The 26,387-nt window shown below is 65.1% G+C and carries 28 protein-coding genes; 11 read left to right on the top strand and 17 right to left on the bottom strand.

Annotated features, from left to right (window positions below; translation table 11 throughout):
- The first annotated feature begins 15 nt into the window (after positions 1 to 15).
- From ACZ46K_RS24320 to ACZ46K_RS24295, 6 genes are read left to right on the top strand one after another with little or no spacing between them, the layout of a single operon-like run.
- Complete coding sequence (locus tag ACZ46K_RS24320; protein WP_464745202.1) at positions 16 to 858, top strand: urea amidolyase associated protein UAAP1; 843 nt, start codon at positions 16 to 18, stop codon at positions 856 to 858.
- A gap of 3 nt (positions 859 to 861) precedes the next feature.
- Positions 862 to 1,512, top strand: coding sequence for an urea amidolyase associated protein UAAP2 (locus ACZ46K_RS24315; protein WP_054806850.1), 651 nt, complete (start codon positions 862 to 864; stop codon positions 1,510 to 1,512).
- 7 nt (positions 1,513 to 1,519) lie between these two features.
- Positions 1,520 to 3,490, top strand: coding sequence for a 5-oxoprolinase/urea amidolyase family protein (locus ACZ46K_RS24310; protein WP_464745199.1), 1,971 nt, complete (start codon positions 1,520 to 1,522; stop codon positions 3,488 to 3,490).
- The gene (locus ACZ46K_RS24305) at positions 3,487 to 4,239 is read left to right on the top strand and encodes a hypothetical protein (RefSeq protein ID WP_464745197.1); all 753 of its coding nucleotides are present in this window, start codon (positions 3,487 to 3,489) and stop codon (positions 4,237 to 4,239) included. The genes ACZ46K_RS24310 and ACZ46K_RS24305 overlap by 4 nt, the downstream gene beginning before the upstream one ends.
- Positions 4,236 to 5,264, top strand: a complete 1,029-nt coding sequence (locus ACZ46K_RS24300; RefSeq protein WP_464745195.1) for an isopenicillin N synthase family dioxygenase — start codon at positions 4,236 to 4,238, stop codon at positions 5,262 to 5,264. The genes ACZ46K_RS24305 and ACZ46K_RS24300 overlap by 4 nt, the downstream gene beginning before the upstream one ends.
- Before the next feature lie 19 nt (positions 5,265 to 5,283).
- Positions 5,284 to 6,765, top strand: a complete 1,482-nt coding sequence (locus tag ACZ46K_RS24295) for a high affinity choline transporter 1 (protein WP_054809853.1) — start codon at positions 5,284 to 5,286, stop codon at positions 6,763 to 6,765.
- 19 nt (positions 6,766 to 6,784) lie between these two features.
- Here ACZ46K_RS24295 and ACZ46K_RS24290 read toward each other — a convergent pair whose 3' ends face one another.
- Positions 6,785 to 7,543 (bottom strand): aminotransferase class V-fold PLP-dependent enzyme, encoded by a 759-nt coding sequence (locus ACZ46K_RS24290; RefSeq protein ID WP_054805662.1) that lies wholly within the window; start codon positions 7,541 to 7,543, stop codon positions 6,785 to 6,787.
- 48 nt (positions 7,544 to 7,591) lie between these two features.
- Positions 7,592 to 7,816 carry a twin-arginine translocation signal domain-containing protein gene (locus tag ACZ46K_RS24285; protein WP_464745193.1) on the bottom strand — a complete coding sequence of 75 codons (225 nt, stop codon included), beginning with the start codon at positions 7,814 to 7,816 and terminating at the stop codon, positions 7,592 to 7,594.
- A gap of 352 nt (positions 7,817 to 8,168) precedes the next feature.
- Between ACZ46K_RS24285 and ACZ46K_RS24280 the strand changes: the two genes are divergently transcribed.
- Positions 8,169 to 9,089, top strand: coding sequence for a phosphodiesterase (locus ACZ46K_RS24280; RefSeq protein ID WP_464745191.1), 921 nt, complete (start codon positions 8,169 to 8,171; stop codon positions 9,087 to 9,089).
- A 9-nt stretch (positions 9,090 to 9,098) separates the two neighbouring features.
- Here the strand turns inward: ACZ46K_RS24280 and ACZ46K_RS24275 are convergent, their stop codons facing one another.
- From ACZ46K_RS24275 to ACZ46K_RS24260, 4 genes are all read right to left on the bottom strand, one after another.
- Positions 9,099 to 10,583, bottom strand: a complete 1,485-nt coding sequence (locus ACZ46K_RS24275; protein WP_464749454.1) for a stealth family protein — start codon at positions 10,581 to 10,583, stop codon at positions 9,099 to 9,101.
- Between the two features lie 316 nt (positions 10,584 to 10,899).
- Complete coding sequence (gene dmpG / locus ACZ46K_RS24270) at positions 10,900 to 11,928, bottom strand: 4-hydroxy-2-oxovalerate aldolase (RefSeq protein WP_054809855.1); 1,029 nt, start codon at positions 11,926 to 11,928, stop codon at positions 10,900 to 10,902.
- Positions 11,928 to 12,869: an acetaldehyde dehydrogenase (acetylating) gene (locus ACZ46K_RS24265; RefSeq protein ID WP_054809856.1), complete on the bottom strand. Its 942-nt coding sequence runs from the start codon at positions 12,867 to 12,869 to the stop codon at positions 11,928 to 11,930. The genes dmpG and ACZ46K_RS24265 overlap by 1 nt, the downstream gene beginning before the upstream one ends.
- Complete coding sequence (locus ACZ46K_RS24260) at positions 12,866 to 13,690, bottom strand: 2-keto-4-pentenoate hydratase (protein WP_054805660.1); 825 nt, start codon at positions 13,688 to 13,690, stop codon at positions 12,866 to 12,868. The genes ACZ46K_RS24265 and ACZ46K_RS24260 overlap by 4 nt, the downstream gene beginning before the upstream one ends.
- 36 nt (positions 13,691 to 13,726) lie before the next feature.
- Here ACZ46K_RS24260 and ACZ46K_RS24255 point away from each other — a divergent pair, with 36 nt between their 5' ends.
- The 3 genes from ACZ46K_RS24255 (at position 13,727) to ACZ46K_RS24245 (ending at position 16,316) form a co-directional block, all read left to right on the top strand.
- Positions 13,727 to 14,515 carry an IclR family transcriptional regulator gene (locus ACZ46K_RS24255; RefSeq protein ID WP_054713175.1) on the top strand — a complete coding sequence of 263 codons (789 nt, stop codon included), beginning with the start codon at positions 13,727 to 13,729 and terminating at the stop codon, positions 14,513 to 14,515.
- 83 nt (positions 14,516 to 14,598) lie between these two features.
- Positions 14,599 to 14,958: a PadR family transcriptional regulator gene (locus ACZ46K_RS24250; protein WP_054805659.1), complete on the top strand. Its 360-nt coding sequence runs from the start codon at positions 14,599 to 14,601 to the stop codon at positions 14,956 to 14,958.
- Complete coding sequence (locus ACZ46K_RS24245; RefSeq protein WP_464749453.1) at positions 14,958 to 16,316, top strand: permease prefix domain 1-containing protein; 1,359 nt, start codon at positions 14,958 to 14,960, stop codon at positions 16,314 to 16,316. The genes ACZ46K_RS24250 and ACZ46K_RS24245 overlap by 1 nt, the downstream gene beginning before the upstream one ends.
- A 9-nt stretch (positions 16,317 to 16,325) precedes the next feature.
- Here the strand turns inward: ACZ46K_RS24245 and ACZ46K_RS24240 are convergent, their stop codons facing one another.
- The 10 genes from ACZ46K_RS24240 to ACZ46K_RS24195 form a co-directional block, all read right to left on the bottom strand.
- Positions 16,326 to 16,487 (bottom strand): hypothetical protein, encoded by a 162-nt coding sequence (locus tag ACZ46K_RS24240; protein WP_464745189.1) that lies wholly within the window; start codon positions 16,485 to 16,487, stop codon positions 16,326 to 16,328.
- Between the two features lie 27 nt (positions 16,488 to 16,514).
- Complete coding sequence (locus tag ACZ46K_RS24235) at positions 16,515 to 17,174, bottom strand: hypothetical protein (protein ID WP_464745188.1); 660 nt, start codon at positions 17,172 to 17,174, stop codon at positions 16,515 to 16,517.
- Positions 17,175 to 17,230: 56 nt separating this feature from the next.
- Positions 17,231 to 18,145, bottom strand: a complete 915-nt coding sequence (locus tag ACZ46K_RS24230) for a type IV toxin-antitoxin system AbiEi family antitoxin domain-containing protein (protein WP_054805657.1) — start codon at positions 18,143 to 18,145, stop codon at positions 17,231 to 17,233.
- A 91-nt stretch (positions 18,146 to 18,236) separates the two neighbouring features.
- On the bottom strand, positions 18,237 to 19,007 hold the full coding sequence (locus ACZ46K_RS24225) for an 8-oxoguanine DNA glycosylase OGG fold protein (protein ID WP_464745186.1): 771 nt from the start codon (positions 19,005 to 19,007) through the stop codon (positions 18,237 to 18,239).
- 76 nt (positions 19,008 to 19,083) lie between these two features.
- On the bottom strand, positions 19,084 to 19,419 hold the full coding sequence (locus ACZ46K_RS24220; protein ID WP_054809857.1) for a hypothetical protein: 336 nt from the start codon (positions 19,417 to 19,419) through the stop codon (positions 19,084 to 19,086).
- A 32-nt stretch (positions 19,420 to 19,451) separates the two neighbouring features.
- On the bottom strand, positions 19,452 to 20,048 hold the full coding sequence (locus ACZ46K_RS24215; protein ID WP_054805655.1) for a DUF3558 domain-containing protein: 597 nt from the start codon (positions 20,046 to 20,048) through the stop codon (positions 19,452 to 19,454).
- A gap of 135 nt (positions 20,049 to 20,183) precedes the next feature.
- Entirely contained in the window at positions 20,184 to 21,131 is a 948-nt protein-coding gene (locus tag ACZ46K_RS24210; protein WP_464745183.1) for an exodeoxyribonuclease III, read from the bottom strand.
- Between the two features lie 2 nt (positions 21,132 to 21,133).
- On the bottom strand, positions 21,134 to 23,356 hold the full coding sequence (locus ACZ46K_RS24205; protein WP_464745181.1) for a glycoside hydrolase family 3 C-terminal domain-containing protein: 2,223 nt from the start codon (positions 23,354 to 23,356) through the stop codon (positions 21,134 to 21,136).
- A gap of 49 nt (positions 23,357 to 23,405) precedes the next feature.
- The gene (locus ACZ46K_RS24200; protein ID WP_054805654.1) at positions 23,406 to 23,789 is read right to left on the bottom strand and encodes a RidA family protein; all 384 of its coding nucleotides are present in this window, start codon (positions 23,787 to 23,789) and stop codon (positions 23,406 to 23,408) included.
- Entirely contained in the window at positions 23,786 to 24,355 is a 570-nt protein-coding gene (locus ACZ46K_RS24195) for a DinB family protein (RefSeq protein WP_054805653.1), read from the bottom strand. The genes ACZ46K_RS24200 and ACZ46K_RS24195 overlap by 4 nt, the downstream gene beginning before the upstream one ends.
- Before the next feature lie 62 nt (positions 24,356 to 24,417).
- Here ACZ46K_RS24195 and ACZ46K_RS24190 point away from each other — a divergent pair, with 62 nt between their 5' ends.
- Positions 24,418 to 25,350 (top strand): helix-turn-helix transcriptional regulator, encoded by a 933-nt coding sequence (locus ACZ46K_RS24190; RefSeq protein ID WP_464745179.1) that lies wholly within the window; start codon positions 24,418 to 24,420, stop codon positions 25,348 to 25,350.
- 61 nt (positions 25,351 to 25,411) lie between these two features.
- Here the strand turns inward: ACZ46K_RS24190 and ACZ46K_RS24185 are convergent, their stop codons facing one another.
- Positions 25,412 to 26,230, bottom strand: coding sequence for an SDR family NAD(P)-dependent oxidoreductase (locus tag ACZ46K_RS24185; RefSeq protein ID WP_464745178.1), 819 nt, complete (start codon positions 26,228 to 26,230; stop codon positions 25,412 to 25,414).
- Positions 26,231 to 26,387 lie beyond the last annotated feature (157 nt).

The following is a 26,387-nucleotide window of genomic DNA, read 5'->3' as shown; positions in this document are numbered from 1 at the left end:
ACGAATCGGAGCGCCATGACCGAGACACTCGCGACAGCCACAACCCACGCCGCACGAAGTCATGCACGGGCTCAGGCCGGCACCGTCTCCGACGCGATGCCGACTGTGCCTGCATCCGCATGGCCGACCCCTCCCGACGGTTGCCATGCGTCGATGACCTGGGCCGAGACCGTGCCGGGTGGCCGCTACACCAGCAAGGTCCTCGCACGCGGCACTCGTCTGCGTCTGCGCGACCTCGACGGCGCCGCGTGCGCGAACCTCCTTCTGTTCCGCTCCGATGCCCCGCACGAGCGACTCAACGTCGCCGACACCGTGAAGGTGCCGTGGCAGGCCTACCTCGGCGCCGGGCATCCGCTGCTGTCCGATCAGGGCCGGGTGCTCGCAACCATCGTCGCCGACACCTCCGGCCACCACGATGCCCTGTGCGGCACAACTCATGCGGCCGGGAACACGGCCCGCTACGGAGCCGGCGCGCTGCACTCGCAGTCGCCCTCGGGCCGCGAACTCTTCAAGGTTGCTGCAGCCAAGCATGATCTGCAGCCCCGCGACCTGCCGCCATCACTGTCGTTCTTCCACGGCGTCCGCGTCGAAGACGACGGCACGCTCGCCAGCACCGGAACCGCCGGCGCCGGTGCGTACGTCGAACTGCTCATCCACCTCCCGGTCGTCGTGCTCATCGCCAACACTGCGCACCCTCTCGACCCGAACCCCGACTTCGCCACCACCACACTCGAAGTGACGGCGTGGCGCGCCGCCGGCGGCCTCGACTCGATCGACACCACCGAACCCGAATACCACCGCGCGGTACTCAACACCGAAGACGCCTGGGCTGCTGCCGAACCCGGAATGGAGAACTGACCTGTGACCGCCACCCTCGATACTGCTGCACTCGTCCCCGGAACCGTTGTGCTCGACGAGAGCGTCGCGCTTCGCGGACCCTGGTCGGCGATCGTCGCCGCCGGCGACGTCCTGACCATCATCGACCTGCACGGCAACCAGGCCGTCGACACCCTGATCTACGACGCCCACGACACTGCTTCCCGCTACAGCGCCCCCGCAACCGTTGCGGGACAGGGGAACCTGTTCCTCACTACCGGATCGGTACTGCGCGATGCCGACGGCGAACCTCTCATGACGCTCGTCGGCGACGAGGTCGGCAACCACGACACCGTCGGCGGCGCCTGCTCGCAGGAGTCCAACACCCTCCGCTACGGGCACCACACCAAGCATCAGCACGCATGTGTCGAGAACTTCCTCATCGAAGGCGCCAAGTGGGGCCTCGGCAAGCGAGATCTGGTCTCCAACATCAACTTCTTCATGAACGTGCCCGTCGAGGCGGACGGCACCCTCGGCATTGTCGACGGACTCTCTGCGCCCGGCAAGCGCCTCGCGATCCGGGCGGACCGCGATGTGCTGGTGCTCGTCTCCAACTGTCCGCAGATCAACAACCCGTGCAACGGTTTCGATCCGACACCCGTGCGGATGATCGTCACGCGTCCACAGGAGGTGTGAGCTCGCCATGACCACGAAGATCGCCGTCGAACGCCCCGGAATGCTCACCACCGTCCAGGATTATCCGGGACGTGCCGGATACTGGCAGATCGGTGTCCCGCCGTCCGGACCCATGGACGACCTGTCGTTCCGCCTCGGCAACACCGCACTCGGAAACGACGAGGGAGTACCCGGACTCGAATCCGCCATGGTCGGACCGTCCCTGCGATTCACCGAGGACACCGAGGTGTGCGTGACGGGAGCCCCGGTCACAGTGCGTGTCGACGGTACGATCGTGCCGCAGTGGCGACCGGTCACCGTTCCAGCGGGCGGCCTGCTCGATGTCGGGGCGCTCACCGGACCTGGCCTGCGCGTGTACGTGCTGGTCGCCGGTGGCCTCGACGTCTCTGAATTCCTAGGCAGTACAGCCACCTTCACCCTCGGAGCCTTCGGTGGTCACGAGGGGCGCACGCTCCGCGAAGGCGATGTCCTCGTTGTCGGCGACGACGACACCGACCGAAGTGCTGCAGTGCCCTCCGAACATATCCCCGCCCTGTGCACGCACTGGCAGATCGCGGTGACCGAAGGTCCGCACGGTGCGCCCGAATTCTTCACCCGCGCGGACATCGACACCCTGTACGCCACCGACTACGAGGTGCACTTCAACTCCGACCGCACCGGCGTCCGCCTCGTCGGACCGGTACCGGAATGGGCCCGCACCGACGGCGGCGAGGCCGGACTGCACCCCTCGAACATCCACGACAACGCGTACTCCGTCGGTGCTCTCGACTTCACCGGTGACACCCCGATCCTCCTCGGACCCGACGGGCCGAGCCTCGGCGGCTTCGTGTGCCCGGTGACGGTGGCGTCCGCCGACCGCTGGAAGATCGGACAGCTCGCCCCAGGCAATACGATCCGGTTCGTGCCGGTGCACGCGGAACGTGCGGCATCCCGCCGCGCACTCGGCGTCGGGCGGCGCGCCGGACTATCGCTCGTTGCCTCCAGTAGTGGCGACGGCGACGACGGTGTGCTGGCGCGCCGCGACGGCCACACCGCCGTCACCTACCGGCGCAGCGGCGACGACAACGTGCTCGTCGAATACGGCGACATGACCCTCGACCTCGGTCTGCGCGCCCGCGTGCACGCACTGCATCAGCGGCTCGATGCCGACCGTCCCCGCGGTCTGCTCGAACTCACACCGGGCATCCGGTCGCTGCAGGTGAAGGTCGATCCCGACGTCCTGCCCGTTGCAACCCTGCTCGACCACCTCGCCGAGGTCGAGGACACTCTCGGCGACAGTGACGAACTCGAAGTGCCGAGTCGGGAGGTGCGACTCCCGTTGTCCTGGGACGATCCTGCGACCCGCGAAGCCATCCAGCGCTACATGCACGGCGTGCGTTCCGATGCGCCGTGGTGCCCGTGGAACATCGAGTTCATCCGCCGGATGAACGGGCTCGACGCCGTCGCCGACGTGTTCGACACCGTCTTTGCCGCCGAGTACATGGTGCTCGGGCTCGGCGACGTCTACCTCGGTGCGCCGGTCGCGACCCCGCTCGACCCGCGACACCGACTTGTCACCACCAAGTACAACCCCGCACGCACCTGGACGCCGGAGAATGCGGTCGGAATCGGCGGTGCGTATCTGTGCATTTACGGAATGGAAGGCCCGGGCGGCTACCAGTTCGTCGGACGCACCACACAGGTGTGGAACCACCGGCATCCACAACAGGCAGGTCCGTTCGAGGACGGCACCCCGTGGCTTCTGCGTTTCTTCGACCGGATCTCCTGGTACCCCGTCGATCCCGAAGAACTGCTCGACCTGCGCGCCGACCTCGCCGCCGGTCGAGGTGGGGGAGTGGAGATCACCGACGGCACCTTCTCGCTCGCCGAACACCGGAAATTCCTGGTGGACAACAGCGAATCGATCGACGCCTTCCAGCGAATCCAGTCCGTGGCATTCGCACAGGAGCGTGCACGGTGGAAGGAAAGTGGCGCGTGACGGTCGCTGCGTCGCTCTCGGGAACCCGTTTCGAGCGCAGTCTGCTGCGGAGACCGGAGCATCCGGACGACACGACGACTCGTGTCACCTGGCTGCAGGGACGCGCACTGTACTGCGATCTTCGACAGCCCGCCGCGCTACCGAAGATCGAGGCACCCGCGCTTCGTGCCTTGGGTATCGGAGACCTCCTCGTGCTGGCTGATCAGGACGGATTCGCCGGCCCACTGTTCGACAACGGCAACCACGTCGAATGGGGACGCACAGTCGCGCTGCACCCGGCAGGCCCGACACCGGACGCGGGCGCTCTGAATGCATTCGACCACGGCACCCTCGTCGAGCAAGGCATATTCGAGGACTACATCGAACACTGGCGGATCGCGGCTACCTCACAGGACATCGACGAGTACCTGCTCGAGGAGCTCGACACCGGTGCACCCGGAGTCGTCGTGCGGGTGGGCAGCGACTTCGCATTCGCCCGGGGTCGTACCCACGTGCTCGACGGTCCCTTGAACGAGCAGATCCGCGGAGCCGCGAGCATGCGTGCGGCACAAGACCTATTCGACTGTGAGATCGTGCTCGGCGTTGTGCGCGGCGAGCAGTGGATCATCACCGCCTCCAGTCTCCCGTATCGGGTCGGTGCACACCTGAATCCGGTGTTCGGCGACCGGATCGGCACTCGCGACCACGATCTCGACGGGAATCCCGTCGTACGGAACTGGCGGCGCCTCGACTCCAGGAGAATCCCGTGACCTTCACCAGTATTCCGGTCATCGACGTCACCGCTCTCGTCGCCGGTGGGGACGGACGCGACGCCGTGGTCGGCGAACTCGGCCGAGCCGCACGCGAGGTGGGCTTCGCCCAGATCATCGGTCACGGAATCGATCGCACCCTGATCGACGGACTGAAGGACGCAGCCGAGCGATTCTTCGCGGAACCGGACGACATGAAAATGTCCGTGTACATCGGTAATTCCACCAATCATCGCGGATATGTCCCGGCAGGGGAGGAAGTATTCGCGGGAGCCACCCCCGACCACAAAGAGGCATACGACCTTTCGATCGATCTCCCGGACGACGACCCGGACTATCTCGCGGGCAATCCGTTACTCGGACCCAACCAGTGGCCCGCGCTCGACAACTTCGCCGGCTCCGTCACCGCCTACTACGTCGCGATCTTCGGTCTCGGCCGAGTCATACTGCGCGCCTTTGCCGAAACCCTCGGCGAGTCACCGGATCTTTTCGATCGATATGTCACCACCCCGCCAGCGCAGCTGCGGATGATCCACTATCCGCACGACCCGAGTGCCGACGACCGGCCGGGCATCGGTGCCCACACCGACTACGAGGTGTTCACGCTCCTGCTGCCGACGGCGCCGGGACTTCAGGTCGTCAATGCCGAGGGCGCCTGGATCGACGTTCCGTACCGCGACGACGCATTCGTACTGAACATCGGTGATCTACTGGAGATTTGGACCAACGGGATATTTACAGCGACGTCACATCGGGTGCGTAAGGTAGCCGAAGAGCGTTACTCGTTCCCGCTCTTCTTCAACGTCGACTACGACACGTGGGTTGAACCCCTGGATCGATTCGTCGGTGAAGACGGGCCGAGGTACGACGGTGTACGAGCGGGCGAGCACCTGTTCGCGCAGACCGCCCAGAGTTTCGTCTATCTCCGTCGCCGTCTCGCTGATGGCGAGATCGCTCTTCCTGACAATGCACGCCCTCTCTACTCGCTCGGACGCGAAGCCCAACGCAGCGCTCCTGCCGTCTGACCTTCTCGATGGAGCTGTCATGATCATCACCGGTGTCGCCGTGTGCCTCGTAGTTCTGATCGGGGCCGGTTTCTATTCCACTCGTAAAGTTCGCGGAGATACCGGGAACTTCCTCTTGGCAGGTCGCTCACTGGGCGCGCCCGTCCTCGCGGTCCTGCTCATGTCGCAGGTCGTCGACTCCAACGCAACCCTCGGCAGTGCAGACCTGTCCGCCGCATTCGGTTTCTGGGCCGGCGCTGCGATGCCACTGGGTATTGCAGTGAGTGTGCTCCTCGTGGGCCTGTTCTTCGCGAAGAAGCTACGCGCCACCGGAGTGGTGACCCTTCCCGAATACTTCGGGCAGCGGTTCGGTCGCGGTACCGAGATCACCGCATCGGTTCTCACAGTGATGAGCTTCGGGATTCTGCTCGCCGGTAACCTCGTCGCATTGGGGTACCTGCTCGAGTACTTCCTCGGCCTGAACTACACGGTCGCGGTGCTGGTGATCATTCCGTTCGTCCTCGTGTACACGATGGCGGGCGGGATGTTCGCCAGCGTCTACACCGGCATGGTGCAGTTCGCGATCATGGTCGTGGGGATCATCTCGCTCCTCGTGTGGGTCGCGGCCGGTCCCGGGTTCTCCAGCCCTGAGGGTCTCGGTATCGGGAATCTGGGTCAGCTCACCGATCCGGTGCAGGGCGCCGCGATCAATTGGGCGACGATCGTCGCACTCGGCCTCGGCAACCTCGTCGCGATCGACCTGATGCAGCGCGTGTTCTCTGCGAAGTCGCCGCACGCCGCGCAGCGTGCCTGTTTCTCCGCCGCGACCGGAATCCTGCTGTTGTGTGTGCCCCTGTCGTTCGTCGCACTTGCTGCGGTCTCGATAGTGGGCGACAGCGCAGCCGACGCGCCGATCCTGTACGTGCTGCTCGGCGAGTACACCCCGCAGTGGCTGTCGATCCTTGTGCTGTCCGGTCTCGTCACAGCATCGCTGACCACCGTCAGCGGAATCCTGCTCTCCACCGCGACGGTACTGGTGCGCAACATCTTCAGGGTGGGCGGCGCGCACGCCGCGATGTCGTCGGACGTCATGAGGGCCACCCGGTGGGCGATGCTCCCGATGGCGGCGCTCGGTGCGATCGTCGCACTCCGTGTCCCGCAGACCGGCATCCTGCTCACTCTCACCTTCGACCTGCTGCTTGCGTCGCTGGTGGTGCCGTTCATCCTGGGCCTGTTCTGGACGCGCGGAGACGGTGTCGCGGTGGCCGTGTCCGCGGTCGCGGGAATCGGGGTGCGCGTCGGGTGCTTCGTGCTCACACCCACCATCTACGGTGTCGACAACACCCTGCTGTACATACCGAACGATCTGGTGTCGGCCGATGTCGACGGTTGGACGACGTTCCTCGCGGCGTTGGTATCGCTCATGGTGTACGTGAGTGTCGCGCTGGTACGACGGCCGGTTGCCTCTTCCGCTCCCGTTGCCACCGTCGAACCGGTGCGCGTACCTGTCGGCGTCCGGTAAGGATCGTGGACCGGCCCGGTCAGAAGAGCCGCACTGCCTCTCCGAGCGCAGACGCCAGCTGCTCGCACTGATCGGGACTGGTCCACGGTGCGACCGTCACACGAATGACCTCGCCCTTGTCGACACCGCCTCGGCGCACCGTCAGAATTCCCTTTTCGTCGCGAAGCCACGAAGCGATCGCCGTCGACTGCTCCGTGGTGGTGTTGCCCTCGATACGGAAGGCAGTCAATGCCCCGTACATGCTCGGATCGTCCGGAGTGAGAATGTGCATTCTGTCCAGCCCCGAGACCTCGTTCACCCAGAGGTCCCGGAGATATTGGACGCGTGCCCGCTTCGCATCCGCGCCGAGCGCCTCATGGACGTCGAGCGCAGCCGGAACGGCCAGGTAGTTCGCAGAGTTGGAGGTGCCGGTGTGGACCCGGGAGCGGATGTCGCTCGCGTCGTAGTCCTCGTCTGCAAGGTCGCGATCGATGTCTCCCAGCTGGTCCTTGCGGACGTACGTCGCGCCGCATCCCAGCGGGGCACCCATCCATTTGTGAAGATTGAGCCCGATGAACGGTGCTGCGAGATCCGGTAGCTCGAAGGGGATCTGACCCCACGAGTGGGCCGCATCCACGATGACGTCTGCGCCGTGGGATTCGGCCAACTCCGTTATCTCTGCAATCGGTATCACCAGACCGGTCCGATGCGACAAGTGCGTGGTGAGCACCACCCGCACTGCGGGATGCTCGATCAGCGCTGTCTTGTCGAAGAATGTGTCCTGCACAGAATTCGCCATGCTGCCGAAATATCCATACTCGAGATTGACGATGGAGTCGTCGAGTGTCTAGTTGTCGCGCACGGCATTCCAGAAGTCTTCGTTCGAAGCGAGTTCCTTCAGGTCGCTCGTGGGACGGTCCGGAATGGAGAATGTGCGCGGGTTTCCGGGTGTCCATATTCCTCCGCCCGGAGCGTTCCCTGCGCTGGCCTCGCTGCATGCAGATGCGGCTCCAGCGACACCTACGATCCCGACGGCACCCAAGAACCCTCGTCGCGACACTGCTCGTGACATGCTGATGTCTGACTCCCATGCATCTGTTGGCGAAGTGGGACGAACCGTTGTTCGGCCGTGCCGGCGCATGAAATTACTTACCTTCTACAACGAACAACCGTCGTCGAGTCCAACCGGATGTGAACACGCAGGATCGCATTCGGCGAGTTGTCGCCTTCCGGCCGCGCCGCCGCCACGGGCATGTCGGCTCGAGGCGACTCCACGTCTTCGCAGGTTACGGTTGGTCATCGGGAGTTTGCCGGGCCGTTCCCAGACGAGACCGAGGCAGTCGAGTTGGAGAGGTACAACAGACGCAGTTAGCCTCGAAGTCGGCGTGGAATCCTGAAACGTCGCCGAACGGAAGCGAGTGATCATGACCGGCTCCGCCGAGTCAGAGCGAGTGGCCGAGTACCCGCGGCCGTCGCACACCCTCCTGCACCTCAGCGACACCCACCTGGTAGGCGGTGCCGAGCTCCTCTACGGAACGGTCGACGGCGACGCCCACATCCAGCGCATCATCGACGACATCCGTGCGTCGCAAGTCCGGCCCGACGCCCTGATCTTCACCGGCGACCTGGCCGATCGAGGCCAACCCGATGCGTATGTGAAGTTGCGTGCGTTCGTCGAGCCCGTCGCGGAGGAACTCGAGGCCCGGGTGATCTGGGCGATGGGGAATCACGACGACCGCGCGACCTTCCGTGAACGTCTGCTCGACCAGGCCCCGGGTTCCGGCCCGATCGACCGGGTCGACGACGTGAACGGACTGCGAGTCATCACTCTGGACAGTTCCGTGCCCGGATTCCATCACGGCGAGATCCGCCATGAACAACTCGAATGGCTCCGCAGCGAACTCGAGACCCCCGCGCCGTTCGGAACCGTGCTCGTACTGCATCACCCTCCGGTGCCGTGCGTGTTCGACCTCGCGGTCCTCGTCGAACTTCGAGACCAGACCGGGCTCGCCGACGTGGTGCGCAACTCGGATGTCCGCGCAATTCTGGCGGGTCACCTGCATTACTCGACGACGGCGACGTTCGCCGGAATCCCGGTGTCGGTGGCATCGTCCACGTGTTACACGCAGGACCTCAACGTCCCGATCGACTCCCAGCGAGGTCGCGACGGAGCGCAGGGATTCAACCTGGTACACGTCTATCCCGAGACCATCGTGCATTCCGTGGTGCCGGCCGGCAGCTATGCCACCGCCGGTCGGCACGTCACCGCAGAGGAAACCGCTCAGCGTCTCGCGGATGCGGGAGTCCGAATCCCGGAGAACCCGGGGCTCACGCTCGACGCCTGACCGGAACGGTCAGCGGGGATAGGCGGTTTCCCACGGTGCGGGAATCGGATAGTAGTGGTCGAGGAACTGCGTGACCTTCGCGGTGCGCACCTCCAGGTCCACCTCAGGGGCGCTGCCGTCGTTGAGGCAGATGAAGTCGGTCTTGCGCTTCGCGAGCAGCGTGTCGAGTTCCCGCAAGCCGGAGTGCGTCGTCGTGTCGACATAATTCACTCGGGCGGACAGTTGCTGCACCGCGCGTCCCGTCATCAACGCGTAGTAGTGGTAGAAGGAGTTCGTCACCGAGATGTTGTCGACTCCGCGGAACGGACTTCCGGCAGTTGCCATGAACTCGGTGTCGAACTCGCGCTCCATCTCCGCTGCGATGCTCCGTCGCAAAGGTGCCGGTGCATGCTCGAGGTGATGGGTGATCGTCACCCCGAAACGCTCACGCAGCAGCCCTCGATTGACACGCGCCGAGTTCTCGAAACCGCTGCGTTCGCTGTGGTTTCGTCCGAGACCGATCTGGATATCGGACTCGATGAACTTGCTGATCCCGGCCGGAGAGAAGAACACCTGAGGATCCACCGAGCGGCCGAAGAACATGTCGTCGTTGGAATACACGAAGTGCTCCGCCAGTCCGGGAATGCGGTGCAGCTGCGCCTCGACGGCCTGTGAATTGTGCGTCGGCAGCATCGATTGGTCGGCGAAGAACTCTTCGCTGCGCACAAAAGTGACCCGGTCGTCGTCGGCAAGCCATGAGGGGCGATCGGAGTCGGTCGCGACGAAGATCCGACGCACCCAAGGGGCATACATGTTCACCGAGCGGAGCGCGTACTTCAGTTCGTTGATCTGCCGATAGCGTGCGGGGGAGTCGTCGCCCTCACCCACCACATAACTCTGCATGAGCTTGGCGCGCTTGGCCTGAAATGTCTTCGACGAGCCGTCGACCCACGAGAAGACGAGATCGATCTCGAACGGAAGTCCCGACGGATGCGCGTCGAACATGCCCTCGATGGTCGGCCATACCCGTCCGTACAGCTCGACGGTGGTGGACACCAGTTCGCTTCGCAGCACCGTATTGCGCGTGAGGGCGTTCGCGCCGGGGAGCACGAGCTCGTCACCACGTCGTTGCCACAGCTCGATCCCCACACCGCTGGACGCGCCGTACCGCAGGCCGCTCAACGGCTCCACTCGCGGACGGTACAGCCGGAACGCGCGCGCCTTCCGCGTCGGGGACAGGCGCCCGTCCGCTACGAGCACAGGGCGAATTCCCTTCTTCCCGAGCGGTTTCGAATAGAACGGTTGATCCGAACAGGCCGAGGCCAGACTTGCCTCGAGGATCTTCCGATCGGCCCTGTCGACGGCGAGGCAGGGGCGGTCGTCTGCTCTGCGGATCAGTGTGTACGCGATACCCGCAGTGTCGAGGACGTCTCGGATGAACAGCAGGTCTTCGACCATCGCTTCGTGCGGTGTGGTCGTGGTGATGGGCAGGGCATACCGGTCGATGCACCAGATCGGATCGAGCGGCAGAGTCGGGGTCGGCGTGAGTGCGGGAGTGGCCACCGCACCCGGGGTTGCGGGGATATGGGATGTCGAGGGCTGTGCCTGGGTGATCGTGGAGTGCTCCGTTCGGCGAAATATTTCCGGTAGGGCGTCATCCTAGTCGCAAATGTTCACCGGGAGAAGTGGGGGAAATCGCAGGTGAAACGGGATGCCGACAAATTTCGGTGCACGAGTGTTCGCCGTGGGAGATCCCATCGGCGCTGCCGACGACGAAGTCCCCGCCCGAGAACCTCGGACGGGGACCTCTTGCTCGACTGAACCGAGTGCGTCAGGCGCTCGCGGCCTCGCGCTCGGCGACAAGGTTGAGCGCGATGTCGACGATCATGTCTTCCTGGCCACCGACCAGCTTGCGCTTGCCTGCCTCGAGCAGCAGGGTGCGCACGTCGATGCCGTAGCGTGCCGACGCGGTCTCCGCGTGACGAAGGAAGCTCGAGTACACACCGGCGTAGCCGAGAGTGAGGGTTTCACGGTCGACCCGCACCGGGCGGTCCTGCAGCGGGCGGACGATGTCGTCGGCTGCGTCCTGCAGCTTGAACACGTCGCAGCCGTGCTTCCACTCGTACAGATCCGCAACAGCGATGAACGCCTCGATCGGGCAGTTGCCGGCACCGGCGCCGTGGCCGGCGAGCGAGGCGTCCACGCGGTACACGCCTTCCTCGACGGCGATGACACTGTTCGCCACCGACAGCGACAGGTTCTCATGTGCGTGGATACCGATCTCGGTGCCCTCGTTCAGGATCTCGCGGTACGCGCGGACGCGGTCGCGCACACCACCCAGGGTCAGGCGTCCGCCGGAGTCGGTGACGTAGACGCAGTGCGCACCATACGATTCCATGAGCTTGGCCTGCTTGGCGAGCTCCTCGGCCGGGGCCATATGGCTCATCATCAGGAAGCCCGAGACATCCATGCCGATCTCGCGGGCGGTCGCGATGTGCTGCGCGGAGACGTCGGCCTCGGTGCAGTGGGTTGCGATGCGCACTGAGCGAACACCGAGATCCCAGGCGCGCTGCAGGTCGTGGACGGTGCCGACACCGGGGAGCAGCAGCGTGGTCAGGCGGGCGTTCTGCAGCACCTCGGCTGCGGCCTCGATCCACTCCCAGTCGGTGTTCGAGCCCGGGCCGTAGTTCACGGAACCGCCGGCGAGGCCGTCGCCGTGCGCGACCTCGATCGCGTCGACGCCCGCGTCCTCGAGAGCGGAGACGATGCGCTTGACGTCGGTCGGCGAAATACGGTGACGCACCGCGTGCATGCCGTCGCGGAGGGTGACGTCCTGAACGAAGACGGTGGTGTTGCTCATCAGGCGTTGTCCTTCTTCTGTGCGATCCGCTCAGCGATCTGGAGTCCGGCGGAGGTCATGATGTCGAGGTTGCCGGCGTATGCGGGCAGGTAGTGGGCAGCGCCCTCGACCTCGAGGAAGATCGAGACCTGGTGCGTCGGGCGATTGCCGTCGACGAGCAGCGTCTCGACCGGCTGATCCTCGGGGATCTCGCTGATCTGCACCTGCTGCTTGAGGCGGTAGCCCGGCACGTATGCCGCGACGTCGCCGACCATCTTCTCGATCGACTGACGGATCTCGTCGTGGGTGGCCGGGTCCGGGGCGTCGACGAGGCAGAAGACCGTGTCGCGCATGATCAGCGGCGGCTCGGCCGGGTTCAGGATGATGATGGCCTTGCCCCGGCGGGCGCCGCCGACCGTCTCGATTGCCGACGACGTGGTCTCGGTGAATTCGTCGATGTTCGCTCGGGTACCGGGACCGGCCGACTTCGACGCGATCGACGCGACGATCTCGGCATACGCGACCGGCACGACGCGGGACACGGCCGCGACCATCGGGATGGTGGCCTGGCCACCGCATGTCACCATGTTCACGTTCTGCGCGTCGAGGTGCTCATCGCCGTTGACGGCGGGAACCACGAACGGGCCGATCGCGGCGGGCGTGAGGTCGATCAGTCGCTTGCCCAGCGGAGCGAGACGCTCGTTGTTCGCGATGTGCGCCTTCGCGGAGGTCGCGTCGAACACGATCTCGATCTCGTCGAAGTTCGGCAGATTCACCAGGCCTTCGACGCCTTCTGCCGTGGTGGGCACCTTCAGGCGTGCGGCGCGGGCGAGGCCGTCCGACTCGGGGTCGATACCGACCATGGCGCCCATCTCGAGAACCTCGGAGGTGCGCAGAACCTTGATCATGAGATCGGTGCCGATATTGCCCGATCCGATGATCGCAACCTTGGTCTTGCTCATGCTTGCTTTCCTTCCACGAAACGGGCTGTCACGGTGCCCAGGCCGGACACGGTGACGGAGACGGTGCTGTCTGCGGAGACGGACGCCATCGGGCCGAGTGCACCCGACAGGATCACCTGGCCCGCCTTCAGCGGCTGGCCGAGTTCGCGGGCGGTCTGTGCGAGCCAGACGACGGCTTGGATAGGGTCGCCGAGGCAGGCGGCGCCGTTGCCGGTGGAGACCTCGGTGCCGTCGATCTCCATCGACATGGTGACGTCGACGGGTTCGATCTCGTCGAGGGTGCGGCGCTCGGTGCCGAGGACGTACACACCCGAAGATGCGTTGTCGGCGACGGTGTCGCCGAACTTGATGTCCCAGTTGGCGATCCGGCTGTCGCAGATCTCGAGAGCGGCGACGGCGTACTCGATGGCGTTGCGCACCTGAGCGGTGTCGAGCGGGCCGTCGACGAGATCGGAGCCGAGCACGAACCCGACCTCACCCTCGACCTTCGGCTGGATCAGCAGGTCCATCGGGATATCGGCGCCGTTGTCGAACGCCATGTTGTCGAAGAGCACTCCGAGGTCGGGTTGACCGACACCGAGTTGTTCCTGCACGGCCTTCGAGGTCAGGCCGATCTTGCGACCCACGATGACGGCGCCCGCCTCCGTGCGGCCCTCGTTGAAACGTTGCTGAACGGCGTAGGCCGCGACGAGGTCGCTCTCGCCGATCAGGTCGCGGATCGGAGCGGTAGGGGTGCCGCTCGCGGCGGCGGACACGAGGCGGTCCGCTGCGGCGGCGATGTCCGCCTCGCTGACCGCGGTGGTGTTCGTGGGGTTGCTCATGACCTCTACTGTCCTGCTTCGAGGGCTAGAGAAACAATGGTTCGTCTCACTGAGCGATACGCTGTTTTCGTGACGGCGAATCTGGACACGGTGCTCGGCAAGGCGGTGACGATCCTTCGTGCCTTCCGGCCTGACGACAATGTTCTCCCGCTGGCCGAACTCGTCCGACGCACCGAACTCCACAAGGCGACCGTCCATCGCCTCGCCGGGGAGCTGGTCGCGAACCGATTGCTCGATCGGGTCGACGGCGGATACCGCCTCAGTGGGGGACTGTTCGAACTGGGGATGCGGGCCTCCGTCGAGCGCAGCCTGCTCGAGATGGCCATGCCGTTCTTGCAGGATCTCTACGAACGCACTCACGAAACCGTGCATCTGGGTGTGCGCGACGAACTCGATGTCGTCTACGTGGTGAAGCTCGGCGGTCATCGGCAGGCGAAGTCACCGTCGCGGACCGGTGGACGAAATCCGTGGTATTGCACCGCAATCGGAAAAGCGTTGCTGGCGCATGCGGACGGAGAACTCGTCCACGAAGCGCTGTCGATGCCCAAGGTCCGTCGCACGCCGCACACGATCGTCGCCCCCGGAATTCTGCGCACGCAGCTCGAACGGGTCGTCGAGACCGGTGTCGCATTCGAGCGGGAGGAATCGGCGCTGGGCATCACATGCGTGGCTGCACCGGTGTTCGGGATCGACGACGAGGTCATTGCGGCAATCAGCGTCACCGGCCCCACTGGTCGATTCACTCCCGAAGCCCACGTCGCGGCGGTGCGCGCGGCAGCGGAAGGGCTGCGCAGCACCGTCGGGCGACGTGAACGGTTGCGCTGAACAGCCCCTGACACCTAACAGCCCTATGTACCTAGATCTGCTAGGGTCAGCCCACACCTAGAAGTGCTAGGTATAGGAGGGTCATGTTCATCGACAAGGACCTCGTGGCTGCGTCGGCCACGCCCCTGGTGCTCGGGATTCTCGCCGAGGGCGAGTCGTACGGCTACGCGATCATCAAACGCGTCAACGAACTGTCGGACGGTCGCATGCAATGGACCGACGGCATGCTCTACCCGCTGCTGCATCGGCTCGAACGTGCCGGCTGTGTTTCGGCGTCCTGGAGTACCGCAGAGAACGGTCGTCGGCGGAAGCACTACACGATCACCGACGCAGGCAGGAACATGCTCGCCGAACGTGCCGCGCAATGGACGGTCGTCGCGGATGCCCTGCATCGGGTGTGGGACTCCACTGTGCTGCCGCCGGCGGCGGAAGGATGGGCGTGATGGACATCGACGCGCAGCTGGAATCTCAGATCGCGCAGTGGCGAGGATATGTCTCGGGACATCGGGTGATCTCGACCTCCGATGTCGACGAATTGGAAGAGCATCTGAGAGATCAGGTTTCGGATCTGTCGACCGCGGGACTCACGTCGAGCGAAGCGTTTCTCGTCGCTGTGGGGCGGATGGGTAGCGTCGACGACATCTCCCGGGAGTTCGCACGAGAACACTCCGGCCGGTTGTGGAAACAGCTCGTGCTGGTCTCTGCCGATCCAGATGGCGGAGCCCGGCGCCGGCCGCGTGAACTCGGCGTGGTTCTCGCTCTCGCTGTCGCGGCAGGTCTGGTCGTCAAGGCCGGGGCCGAATGGCTTCCCGAACAGGTCCTCGTACGCAGCCTGAGCATTCTGGTGCTGCCCTTCCTCGTTGCGTACTTCGCGTGGAAGCGGAACATGACTGTTCCGGGCATCGCGGCACTGGTAGCTCCGTTCGTGGTGGCGGCACTGGTGCTGAACGTCTACCCGTTCGACAGTGGCGGAGCCACCGAGATCATCGCGGCGATTCACGCCCCGATCGTTCTGTGGCTCGTGGTCGGTGCGGCATACGTCGGCGGTGATTGGCGTTCGGACCGCCGACGCATGGACTTCGTCCGGTTCACCGGCGAATGGATCGTCTACATGGTGCTGCTCGCGCTCGGTGGGGGAGCGCTCATGGGCCTGACGGCAGGAACGTTCGCGGCGTTGGACATCGATATCGAGTGGTTCTTCGAAGCGTGGGTCCTCCCGTTCGCGCCGGTGGGCGCGATGGTGGTGGCAGCGTGGCTCGTGGAAGCGAAGCAAGCGGTGATCGAGAACATTGCGCCCGTGCTCACCCGGGTCTTCACGCCGCTCACAATCCTCATGCTGCTCGCGTTGTTCGCAGCATTCGTGATCGCGTTCGTCTCGTCTCAGAGCGTTCTCGACGTCGACCGCGACCTGCTCATCCTGATGGACCTGATCCTCGTCCTCGTTCTGGGACTACTGCTGTATGCCATCTCCGCTCGCGATCCACACGCAGCGCCCGATGTGTTCGACGTGGCTCAGATGGTCCTCGTTGTGGCTGCGCTGGCCGTCAACGTCCTGATGCTCGGCGCCATGCTCACGCGCATCGTGGAGTTCGGTTTCACAGCGAACAAGGTCGTCGCGCTCGGATTGAATCTGGTCCTGCTCGTCAATCTGTCCTGGGCGGCGTGGCTGGGCATCCGGTTCATCCGTGGGCGGTGCGGATTCGGTGCCGTCGAACGGTGGCAGATGCAGTATCTACCCGTCTACGGCGCATGGGCTGCGCTGGTGGTCGTCGCGATCCCACCGCTGTTCGGCTTCGTATGACGCGGACCGTCACAGAGCGCGGAGGGGCTCGACCGCGTACAGCCAGGGAATGCGCTCCTGCTCGAGTCGGAGCCCGCCGCGTACCAACTCGAACGCGGCTCGCTCGGTGTCGATCTGGGCAGGGAGATGTGCGAACTCGTCGGCGGCCGTCGGTGGCTGGGAACCCCACACCGCGAGGGCCGATCAGTTCGAAGAGGCCTAGGACGTGCTCGCCCGTGCGGGCGAGATGGTGGCGCCTGGTGATTCAAGGACCGGATTGCGGCGTCCTCGAACTGCGACGACTTCGGTAGAAGAGGGTGTGCGACTCGTGCGGGGCAGCCATTGCGTTCGACGTCCAAGCGCCAACCGTGAGGCATGAGCGGCAGATCGGTGGTCGACGTCAACGACAATGCCCGGGCGTCCACGTCGCCATGCTCGAGCTATCGACGACCGCTGTGTGTCGACACCCCGCCACCGCACCGGGCCGAAGATCAGAACCATCACTACCGTTAGGGCGACGGCGGGCCAGAAGATCCGTGAGTAGAGCACCGCGTACGACGCGGTGGTGGAGAACGCGGCGAGGGCGGTCGGTGCGAACGTGACTGCGTAGAAGGCCATCGCCACACCCCAGGGGTGTGTGCCGCCGATGAGCCACGCCAGCAGCGCGATCCTGCACGCACCGACAACCGTGAGCAGGAAGAGGAACTGTGGCCACGAATCGGTGACCACCAGCAGCACCCGCAGATCAGCGAACATGTCCAGAGGAGGCAACGCCACCAGGTGCACCAGACCCGGCCAGGTGGGTATCACTCCCGTCGCGGCGAGGAGCACGACCAGCCCCGTGGCCGCCGCGAACGGCCACCAGCGCGTGCGAATCATCCTCGTGTCCATCGGGTCCCCGTCGTTGCCTCGACTGGTAGGCCGAAACGGTGGCGTTATTGCGCTCGATCGAGTGCCCACATCCGGCGCCGGGCGACTGCGCGCTCGAACCGTCGCACAACCACCTCGAAGGTCTCCAGCTCCTCCGGATCCCAGCGGACGACCTCGAGCCCCAGGTCGCGAAGTCCGTCTTCCCGGCGCTTCTCGTTGATGAGGTCGCGCGGCCCGGTGTACTTCTCGTTGTCGTCGAACTCTCCGACAACCCCGAGGTCTTCCCAGTAGAAATCGACGCGGACACGTCGACCGTCGAAAATGACGAGTTCGCGTTGGAGGTCGGGAACGGGCAGGCCGTATTCACGCATCCGGATCCTCGACAGCGACTCGCCGATGCTCTCGCTACGGCCGTCCAGGAACTGCAATACCGACGACGCCGACACCAGACCGTAGCGGCAGCGGGACGCCTCGAGCACACGGGAAATCTGGGATGCGGCGCCCGGGTCGAGGCGCAGCCCCGCATCTCCGACCGCGATGGCCTGGTCGCGGGGGAGAGTCCGGGCGAGGTCGACGATGGTGCGGGCAATCGACGTCACCGGAACGCCGAGGACGTGCGTGATCTCGCCGTCGTCCCAGTGCGTGGTGTGAGCGTGAAGACCTGCCGTCACGCGACCACTGCGGCTGGGCGGTCGGGAGACGTGAACGCGGCGCAGCGAAACATCCCACACGTCGATGCGGTGCAGCGTTGCCGCCGAGATGTGGCTGATCGCCTCATCCGTGTCCAAGGTGGAACCGACGTGTCGCGCATGCACGCGGTGACGCTCCACGGTGCCGAGCGCATCGAAGTCCTTGCGCCACAGATACAGTCCGTGAGCGACGTTGGCGAGCTCACCCGACCGCAACGCCCTCCTGATGCTGTTCTCGGACATGCCCGACGCGATGAGCGTTTTCCTGGTGAGTCCCCGTGGTTCGTCCATGAGCGGATACTGCCGCCCGAAGAGCGTCGCGCGGCAGCGAAAATCGTGTTGCTGCCGAATCTGTGGATGAAATGCGTGCCTGTGGACAACTTCAGAACAAGCGCGGAGTCGCGTGCGAGCCGTCGCGCACCTCGGCCATGCGGGCATCCCAGCGTTCGACGAGCCACATCTCCACCAGCTCCGGGCGGGTCTGAATCTTCTCGGCCCACCCGCTGAGGAGCCCCACGTAGCGGAGGTAGCGGCGCAACGTGAAATCGGCGACCGCAGGATCCTCCAACCAACCCTCGTGCACGAGCGTCGACACTCCGTGCTGATCGAGCAACTGCGCGGGACCGGCATCGGTGTGGACATCGACGGCCCACAGATAGGTCGCGAACAGCGGAACTCCCACGCCGGGGGTGTCGGGCCATCCCGACCACGTGAGTCGGGAGTTGTCGGGCAGCGCCTTCGTCTTCGCGCAGTAGTCGAGGACGCCCTTGATCTTGTCGAGAGGGTCGCGTCCGGCGGGTGCATGGGCGTCGACGACATTCGGGAAACGTCGCGCCGAGCGTCGCCGAGGGTGCGCGCTGCGCCATGCCGCGCACAGGAACAGCAGCCCCACACCGTCGTGATCGGCGTTGACGAGTTCACTACCCAACCGCAGGTCGTTGCGGGGGACGACGGCCTTGCCGCTGGTGACGATGCGACCGTCGAGGTTGCGTCCGCGCAACCGAATATCGTGGCCGGCGTCCTTGAGGTGGTCGTTCCACCACTTCAGGTCGACTGTCACCCCGTCGTCGAGCACCTGCAGGTCGTACATGCGGAGACGACACCACTCGGCGCAGGCTTTCGGTGGCTCGAACCCTTCGTCGTAGGCATGCATGCAGGTCAGCCTGCCACGAGAATGTCATTGCCCCCGGTGATGACACGCGAGGCGTGATCGACTCGATGCTGTTCGGTCAGACGACGGAGCTGGTATCGATCGCCTGTAGCCGGCGGACCCAGTCGAACTCGGCCTCGAGGAACGCTTCGCCGCCGGAGGCGAAGGCGTGCTGCAGTTGTGTGAAGGCGTCGATGAACTGGTCGACTCGTTCCTGGGCCGATTCCGGTGTCCCGGACGCTTTTCTGGCGTAGCCGGCGGCGAGTTGTTTCGCGGACTCGAACTCGCCGAAGCCTTGCGTGTCGGTGAGGCTGTCTGTGGTAATTCTTGCGTCTCTCAGGGCATCGATCGCAGTCTGGCAGATTGCGACGATCTCCTCGATGACCTGGGGTTCGAGTCGGACGAACTCGCCCATGCGGGATTCCTTCCTGGACTGGCTCGAGTGCGTTATCGGTGGAGGTGGGGTTCTAGCTGGGCCACTAGTTCATCGATGTCCGAGCACCATTCGTCGATCGGCACCTCGCGCGCGTGATCAGCGAAGTATGTCCGCCTGAAGATCACCATGCCGAAGTCGGTTCGAACGGTGATCGCGCAGTTGTTCTTGTTGCTCGGGTCGAGTTGGAGCAGAGCATCGCGCCCATTGACGTTGGTATGGCTGGATACGTGCCCGTCCTTTTCCCATTCCTCTTCCAGCGTGACGTTTCCCGCCAGAATGGTCAACCGGTATTCGTCGAGGACATCGGGGATGTGGAAGGTGCCTTCGAAGCTGCAGCCGAGGAAGGTGTAGGTCTCCATCGGATACTCCGAGGGGCGCTTCGACTTCGGGTCATACTGCGCTTCGACGAGCACGTCGTCGGGGATGTCGAGGCACGGGTCGAAAGTGATCGCCGGTCGGCCGGATTCGTCGACGATGCGGGGAGTGCGCGTCGTCGAGGTGACGGTGTCGGCTGCACTCGGTGGATCTGCGGGCGGTGCGTCGGTCCCGCATGCCGTTGTCGCTGCGATGAGCGCGATGCTCCCCGCGACACGTTTCCACCCGCCCACGCGACCCCCCGATCCGCCGAATTCCGGGAGAGACGCTAACACAGTGCATGCTGCGCGAGCGGACCACTGAGGCTCGCAACGCATATGTGAGGCCCGCAACCTCAGTGGTGAACCACCAGGTTTGCGAACGTCACATCAGCGTTGCGTACCTATCCGGCTCTCCAGCACTGCGAGGTCGTAATCGACGACGACGGGCGCATGATCGCTGATCCGACGGTCTGGAGCCGGATCGCGATCGGTCCCGGCCGACACCGCTGAACGCGCGAGTGCGGGGGTGGCGAGGTGGTAGTCGATTCGCCAGCCGACGTCGTTCGCGAAGGACTGCCCGAGCCACGACCACCACGAATACGGACCGTCCACTTCTGGGTGGTGACTGCGCACCACGTCGACAAGAGTACGGGGAGACACGATCGAGCCGAACCACTCTCGTTCCTCAGGGAGGAAACCCTCGGCCTGATTGCTTCGTCGCCAGTTCCGGACGTCGTACCTGGTGTGCGCGATGTTGAGGTCACCCATCAGTAGCAGCTCCCGGCCCTGCGCGCGAGCTGTGCGCCGGGATCTCGTGAGCTGACGGGCGAACGCGTCGAGGAAGCGCATCTTGCGGTCGTAGCGTGCGCCACCGTCCGGTGCCTCCCGCATCCGTCCGGGCTTCTGCAGGTGAGCGGGCAAGCCGCCCTTCGGCAGATACAACGACGCCACCGTGATCGGTGCGTCCGCGAGGTCGACCTCGACGTAGCGGCCCTGATCGGCGAACTCCCGCAGGCCTCGTGCCAGCGGAGCGGGGTCGAGCTCCACCGTCTCGATGTGGTCGTCGCTCGGGTGTCGTAGTAGCGCTGTGCCGCTCCAGGTTCGCACCGCGCTCGGCTCCTTGCGCGTCAGGATCGCGACGCCGTTGCGGCCCGGCAGTGTGCCCTGCTCGTAGGTCAGATGATGATCACCGAACACGCCCTCCGGAATCGCCGATGCGGGGGCGCGGAGCTCCTGCAACGCCACCACGTCGGGGTCCCGCTCACGCAACCATTTCTCGAACCCGCGACGTTGCGCCGCGCGAATCCCGTTGATGTTGAATGTTGCTATGCGCATGGTCATTTCGACCCGGCGTTCACGATGTCCAGTTGCCGCTGAATCTCGTCGCGCCCGATTCCGAAGTTTCCGAAGCTCAGGATCCGCTCGAGCGGCATCGACGCCGCCATTTCCAGTACCGCTGGGTCGAGGGCAGGGGTTTCACCGTCGGCGGTGGCGAATATCTTCGAAAGCACCTCTGCAGCTGCGGGGTTGGCAAGGATCTCGCCGATCGACGACTCCACGCTCAACGGGACCGACACCTCGTCCCCCGTGATCTCCGTGGTGCAGGTGGCTCGGATGTCGCGACTCGAAGCACCGACCTCGACGCGGTAGGCGCCGCCCTCGACCACCCATGCATCGACCCGGGTGTCCCAGTACGCGAGGTCCGCGCGCCGGACCGGAACCTCTACCTGTCGTGATTCGCCGGCGTCGAGATGCACCTTCGCGAATCCCTTCAACTCGCGCGGTGCGCGTACCACTGCGGAGTCGGCCACGCCGACGTACACCTGCACGACCTCGGAACCCGACCGGCTCCCCGTATTGGTCACGGTCACCGTCACGACGAGATCATCACCGACAGTCGCCACTGCGTCGGAGTAGGAGAAGGTCGTATACGACAGGCCGTGCCCGAACGGAAACGACACCTCGGTCCGATGCGCGTCGAATCCTCGATAGCCGACGAACAAGCCTTCGCCGTAGCGGACGTGCCCGTGCTCGCCCGGGAAATCCGTGTACGACGGAGTGTCCTCGAGTCGCACAGGAATAGTCTCGGCGAGCCGGCCCGCCGGGTCGACCAACCCGTACAGAACATCGGCGAGTGCGCCACCGCCTGCCTGCCCGAGCAGCCAGCCCTCGACGAGTGCGGGCACACGGTCGGCGAAACCGGAGACGCGCACGACACCACCGTTCGACAGCACGACCACGGTGTTCGGGTTCGCCGCGACCACCGCATCGAGCAAGTCCACTTGAGAATCGGGCAGTTCGAGATCTTCGCGATCGAACCCTTCGGACTCGAGTGCTGCGGGCACCCCGACGAACACCACCGCGACTTCGGCGGCCCGCGCTGCATCAACGGCAGCGGCCAGCAACTCCTCGGTGGAGGTGCCGTCGTCGAGGTAGCCGGGCGCGAACACCACATCGACGGACGCCAGCGACCGGATCTCGTCGAGCGCGTTGTCGAGGCGCGTCGGGTTGATCCGCGACGATCCCGCCCCCTGGTAGCGCGGGGTGTGGGCCAACTCGCCGATCACGGCAATCTTCGCGTCGACAGCAAGCGGCAGGACGCCGTCGTTCTTCAACAGCACCACGCACTCCGCGGCGACCCGGCGGGCGAGCGCGTGGTGCTCATCGGCGTCGAACACGGCATCGGCGTCGACCGCGGACTTACCGACAAGGTCGACGACACGTGTCGCGGCGGCGTCGACCACCGACTCGTCCAACGTCCCCGCGCGTACCGCGTCGACGATCTCCTGGTCTGTGCGACCCCCGGTCGACGGCATTTCCAGGTCGAGACCCGCCGCCAATGCCGCGACCCGGTCCGATACGGCACCCCAGTCGCTGACGACCAGTCCGTCGAATCCCCACTCACCTCGCAGGACGTCCGTGAGCAGCCAGCGGTTCTGCGATGCGTACACGCCGTTGATGCGGTTGTACGAACACATCACCGTCCACGGCTGGGCGTCTTCGACCACGCGCTGGAACCCGCGCAGATAGATCTCCCGCAGGGGACGTGGGTCGATATCGGCGGAGACCCGCATCCGGTCGGTTTCCTGATTGTTGGCCGCGAAATGCTTGAGAGACGCACCGACGCCCTGCGATTGGATCCCGCGCACGAGCGCCGCACCGAGCACACCCGACAGCAGCGGATCCTCGGACAAGTACTCGAAGTTGCGGCCACACAGCGGCGACCGTTTGATGTTGATGCCCGGGCCGAGCAACACACTCACCTGCGCTGCCCGCGCCTCGGCTCCGAGCGCAGAGCCGACGAGTTCGAGCAGCTCCGGATCGAACGAACATCCCATCGCCACCGCGGGAGGAAAGCACGTGGAGGGCACCGAGTCGGTGAGGCCGAGGTGATCACCACCCTCGGTCTGCTTGCGAACACCGTGCGGACCGTCGGTCAGCATGATCGACGGAATCCCCGACTGCGGATGAGGTTTCGTGTACCAAAAATTCAGCCCGCTGGTCAGGCCGGCCTTCTCCTCGAGCGTCAACGTGGAAACGGTCTGGGCTGGGTCGGTCATTCTGCTCCTCCGCGATCGGCGTCGGCTGCAGACTAACCCCCGGAGGGCTTCATTCGGGGACGACCGCGATCGCGTCGATCTCGACCAGTGCACCAGGCCGCGCGTGTCGGGCGGTGGTCACCACCGTGATGGCGGTACGCCGATCACCCCACACCGACCGTGACGCCGCGTATCCGACCTGCGCATCGACGCCGTCGACCATGTAGATGTTGAGCTTGACCACATGCTCCGGTGCAGAACCCGCGGCGGCCAGCACCGCCAGCACATTCTTCATCGCCTGCACGGTTTGCGCCTCGATGCCGTCGAGCATGGCGCCGGAGCCGTCGATGCCGAGTTGGCCACCGACGTAGACGGTCTTGCCGGCGGGGGCGATCACCCCCTGGGCGAAGGCCGGGCTGTACGCGAGTTCTTCCGGGTCGACCAGCGTGATCATTGTTCTCCTCGGGTGTGTGCGTAGAGGTCGCGAAGCAGCGAGACCTCGGACAGGTGGTGGATCAGTTCGCGGTGGATGTGGAGGACGAGGTCGGCCATCGCCAGCTCGGGGTAGGGCTCCTTGTCCCCGACCGGGGTGATCAACTCGATATTGCTGAGGCCGCGCACGCCCTTCACCCACACGTCGAGCTGGGTTTGGAGCTGGTCGAGCGCCTCACGGGCGGTGCCTGCGTACTCCCAGGATTCGTACGACGCCGGCGGCGCACCGAAATGAGCTGCGTTGCGCGCGGCGAGCACTCCGACGATGACATGTCCGAGCCGCCACGCGATCGTCGTGAACGGTGCAGGCTCGGGCTGGGGGAATGCGAAGTCGATGGTGAAGTCGCCTGCGCCGGCCTGCATGGGGGCGGTCGAGCTACCGCGCGGCCACACGCTCCACGGATTCGGTACGGGAGACCAGAAATACTCTTCGTCGGACAGACCCTCGAGTCGGGCCCGGATCTGATTGTTCCAGTGGAACTCCCACTGCTCGAGCAGCGAATGCTTCCAGTCGAATTCTGTAGCCATGGACATACTGTGACACCACAAGAGGACAGAATCGGTCCGCTGTGTCTGGCACTCTGGACTGCATGGACGACACGACCGAGCGTGTACTGACCCTGCTCGGCCTCCTACAGCAACGACAGGTGTGGACCGGCCCCGAACTCGCCGACCGGCTCGGTGTCACGCCCCGCACCGTCCGGCGCGACGTCGAGCGGCTGCGCAACCTCGGATACCCGGTGCATGCCAGCAAGGGCATCGGTGGCGGCTATCAGCTCGGGTCCGGCCAGGACTTACCCCCGCTGTTGCTCGACGACGAGGAAGCCATCGTCACGGCCGTCGCTCTGCTCGCAGGCGCGGGCGGCGCGATCGCGAGCGGCGGCGACGTTGCACTACGCGCGCTGACGAAACTCGATCAGGTGCTACCGGCCCGCTTGCGACACGAGGTGCGTGCGCTGTCGAGCTCGGTGGAGTCTTTCGGTGGAGGTCGCGACCCGGTCGATGCAGCGTCGCTCATGACGCTCGCCCGGGCCTGCCGCGACGAGGTGGAGGTCGGATTCGATTATCGCTCGGCACCGCGACGGCTCGAGCCCTACCGGCTCGTCGCCTCCGACCGGCGGTGGTATCTGTTGGCGTACGACCTCGACCGCGACGACTGGCGTAGTTTCCGCGTCGACCGCATGTCCGCAGTCGTCGCGCGGACGTGGAGGTTCCGTCCGCGCGCGGCGCCCGATGCAGCGACCTACGTGCAGGAAGGTGTCGCGAGTCGGGCGTATCGGCAGCAAGCGCGGTTTCTCGTCCATGCACCCGGCGATGTCGTGCGCGGGCAGATCTCGGCGTCGGCGGCAGTGGTGACATCGCGGGATCGCGACACCTGCGAAGTGGTCAGTGGCGCTGACAATCTCGACATCGTCCTGTGGCACGTCCTCATGCTGGGGCACGCGTTCGACGTACTCGAGCCGCCGGAACTCGCAATTCGCTGTGCTCAACTGGGGGAGAGGCTCACTGCCGCCGGGACGTGACGTGTAGGGCACTACGCACGAGAGGACGAGAGTATCGCGACACGACTTCGTGAACGTCGGATCAGGTAAGTGATACGCCGCCATCGATTTGCAGTACCTGTCCGGTCACGAATGCCGCCTGTTCGGAGGCGAGGTAGACACCGGCTGCCGCGACCTCCGACGCGAAGGCGAACTCGCGGCCGAGCGCAGCGGTGCGCCGGAACCGGGCGCGGTCCTCGGATCCGCTCGTCGCTTGCTGCATGAAAAGGCCGGTGTCCGGATTGAAGCGGCTGCCGGAACTGGTTTCAGTGGCCAGATCTCGAGGCACTGTCCCGTAGGGTGCGATGGCGTTGACGGTGACATCTGTCTTGCCCACTTCCAGCGCGAGCACTCGTGTGAAGGAATGGACAGCTCCTTTGGCCGCCGAGTAGACCGCCATGTGCGGGTCTCCGATCAACGCCGCCATCGAGCCGATGTTGATAATGCGGCCACTGCCACGTTTCAGCATGTGAGGTAGCACGCGATGCGTGCACAACAGTGTGCTGACGAGGTTGATATCGAGGTCCGCGCGCCACTGGTCAGGGGTCGAAGAGACGAACGGAGTGATCGCTGAGTTGCCGCCGACATTGTTGACCAACACGTCGACCTGACCGAACCGGTCGGTCACGCCCTCGATCAGCTCGGAGACCTCGGTCTCGACGGTGACATCGGCTGCCCGCCAATACACGTCGGCAGCTCCGCGTTCGCGGGCGAGCGCGCTGACTCGTCGCCCGGCCTCCTCGTCACGCCCGACGAGCACCACGCGTGCGGCCTCATCGGCGAAGGCCAGGGCGGTCGCCCGCCCGATGTTGGCAGTCGCGCCGGTGACGATGACGACCTTTTCGCTCAGTCCGGTATCCATGGTCAGCCTTCCTCGAACACGTTCGGACGGTCGTCGTGCATGCCGGTAGGTATTTCGGTCGAGGTCGGGGACCGGTGGAGCAGAAGAGCATTCTTCATGTCCGGAACCATACTCTTCATGAGGCCTGGATCGTCCGCGGGAGTACGGGTCGCCAGAG

The sequence above is a fragment of the Rhodococcus sp. JCM 9793 genome (genome assembly GCF_055380405.1).
The sequence above is the reverse complement of the archived record's forward strand: the minus strand, read 5'-3'. Positions and strand labels throughout refer to the sequence as shown.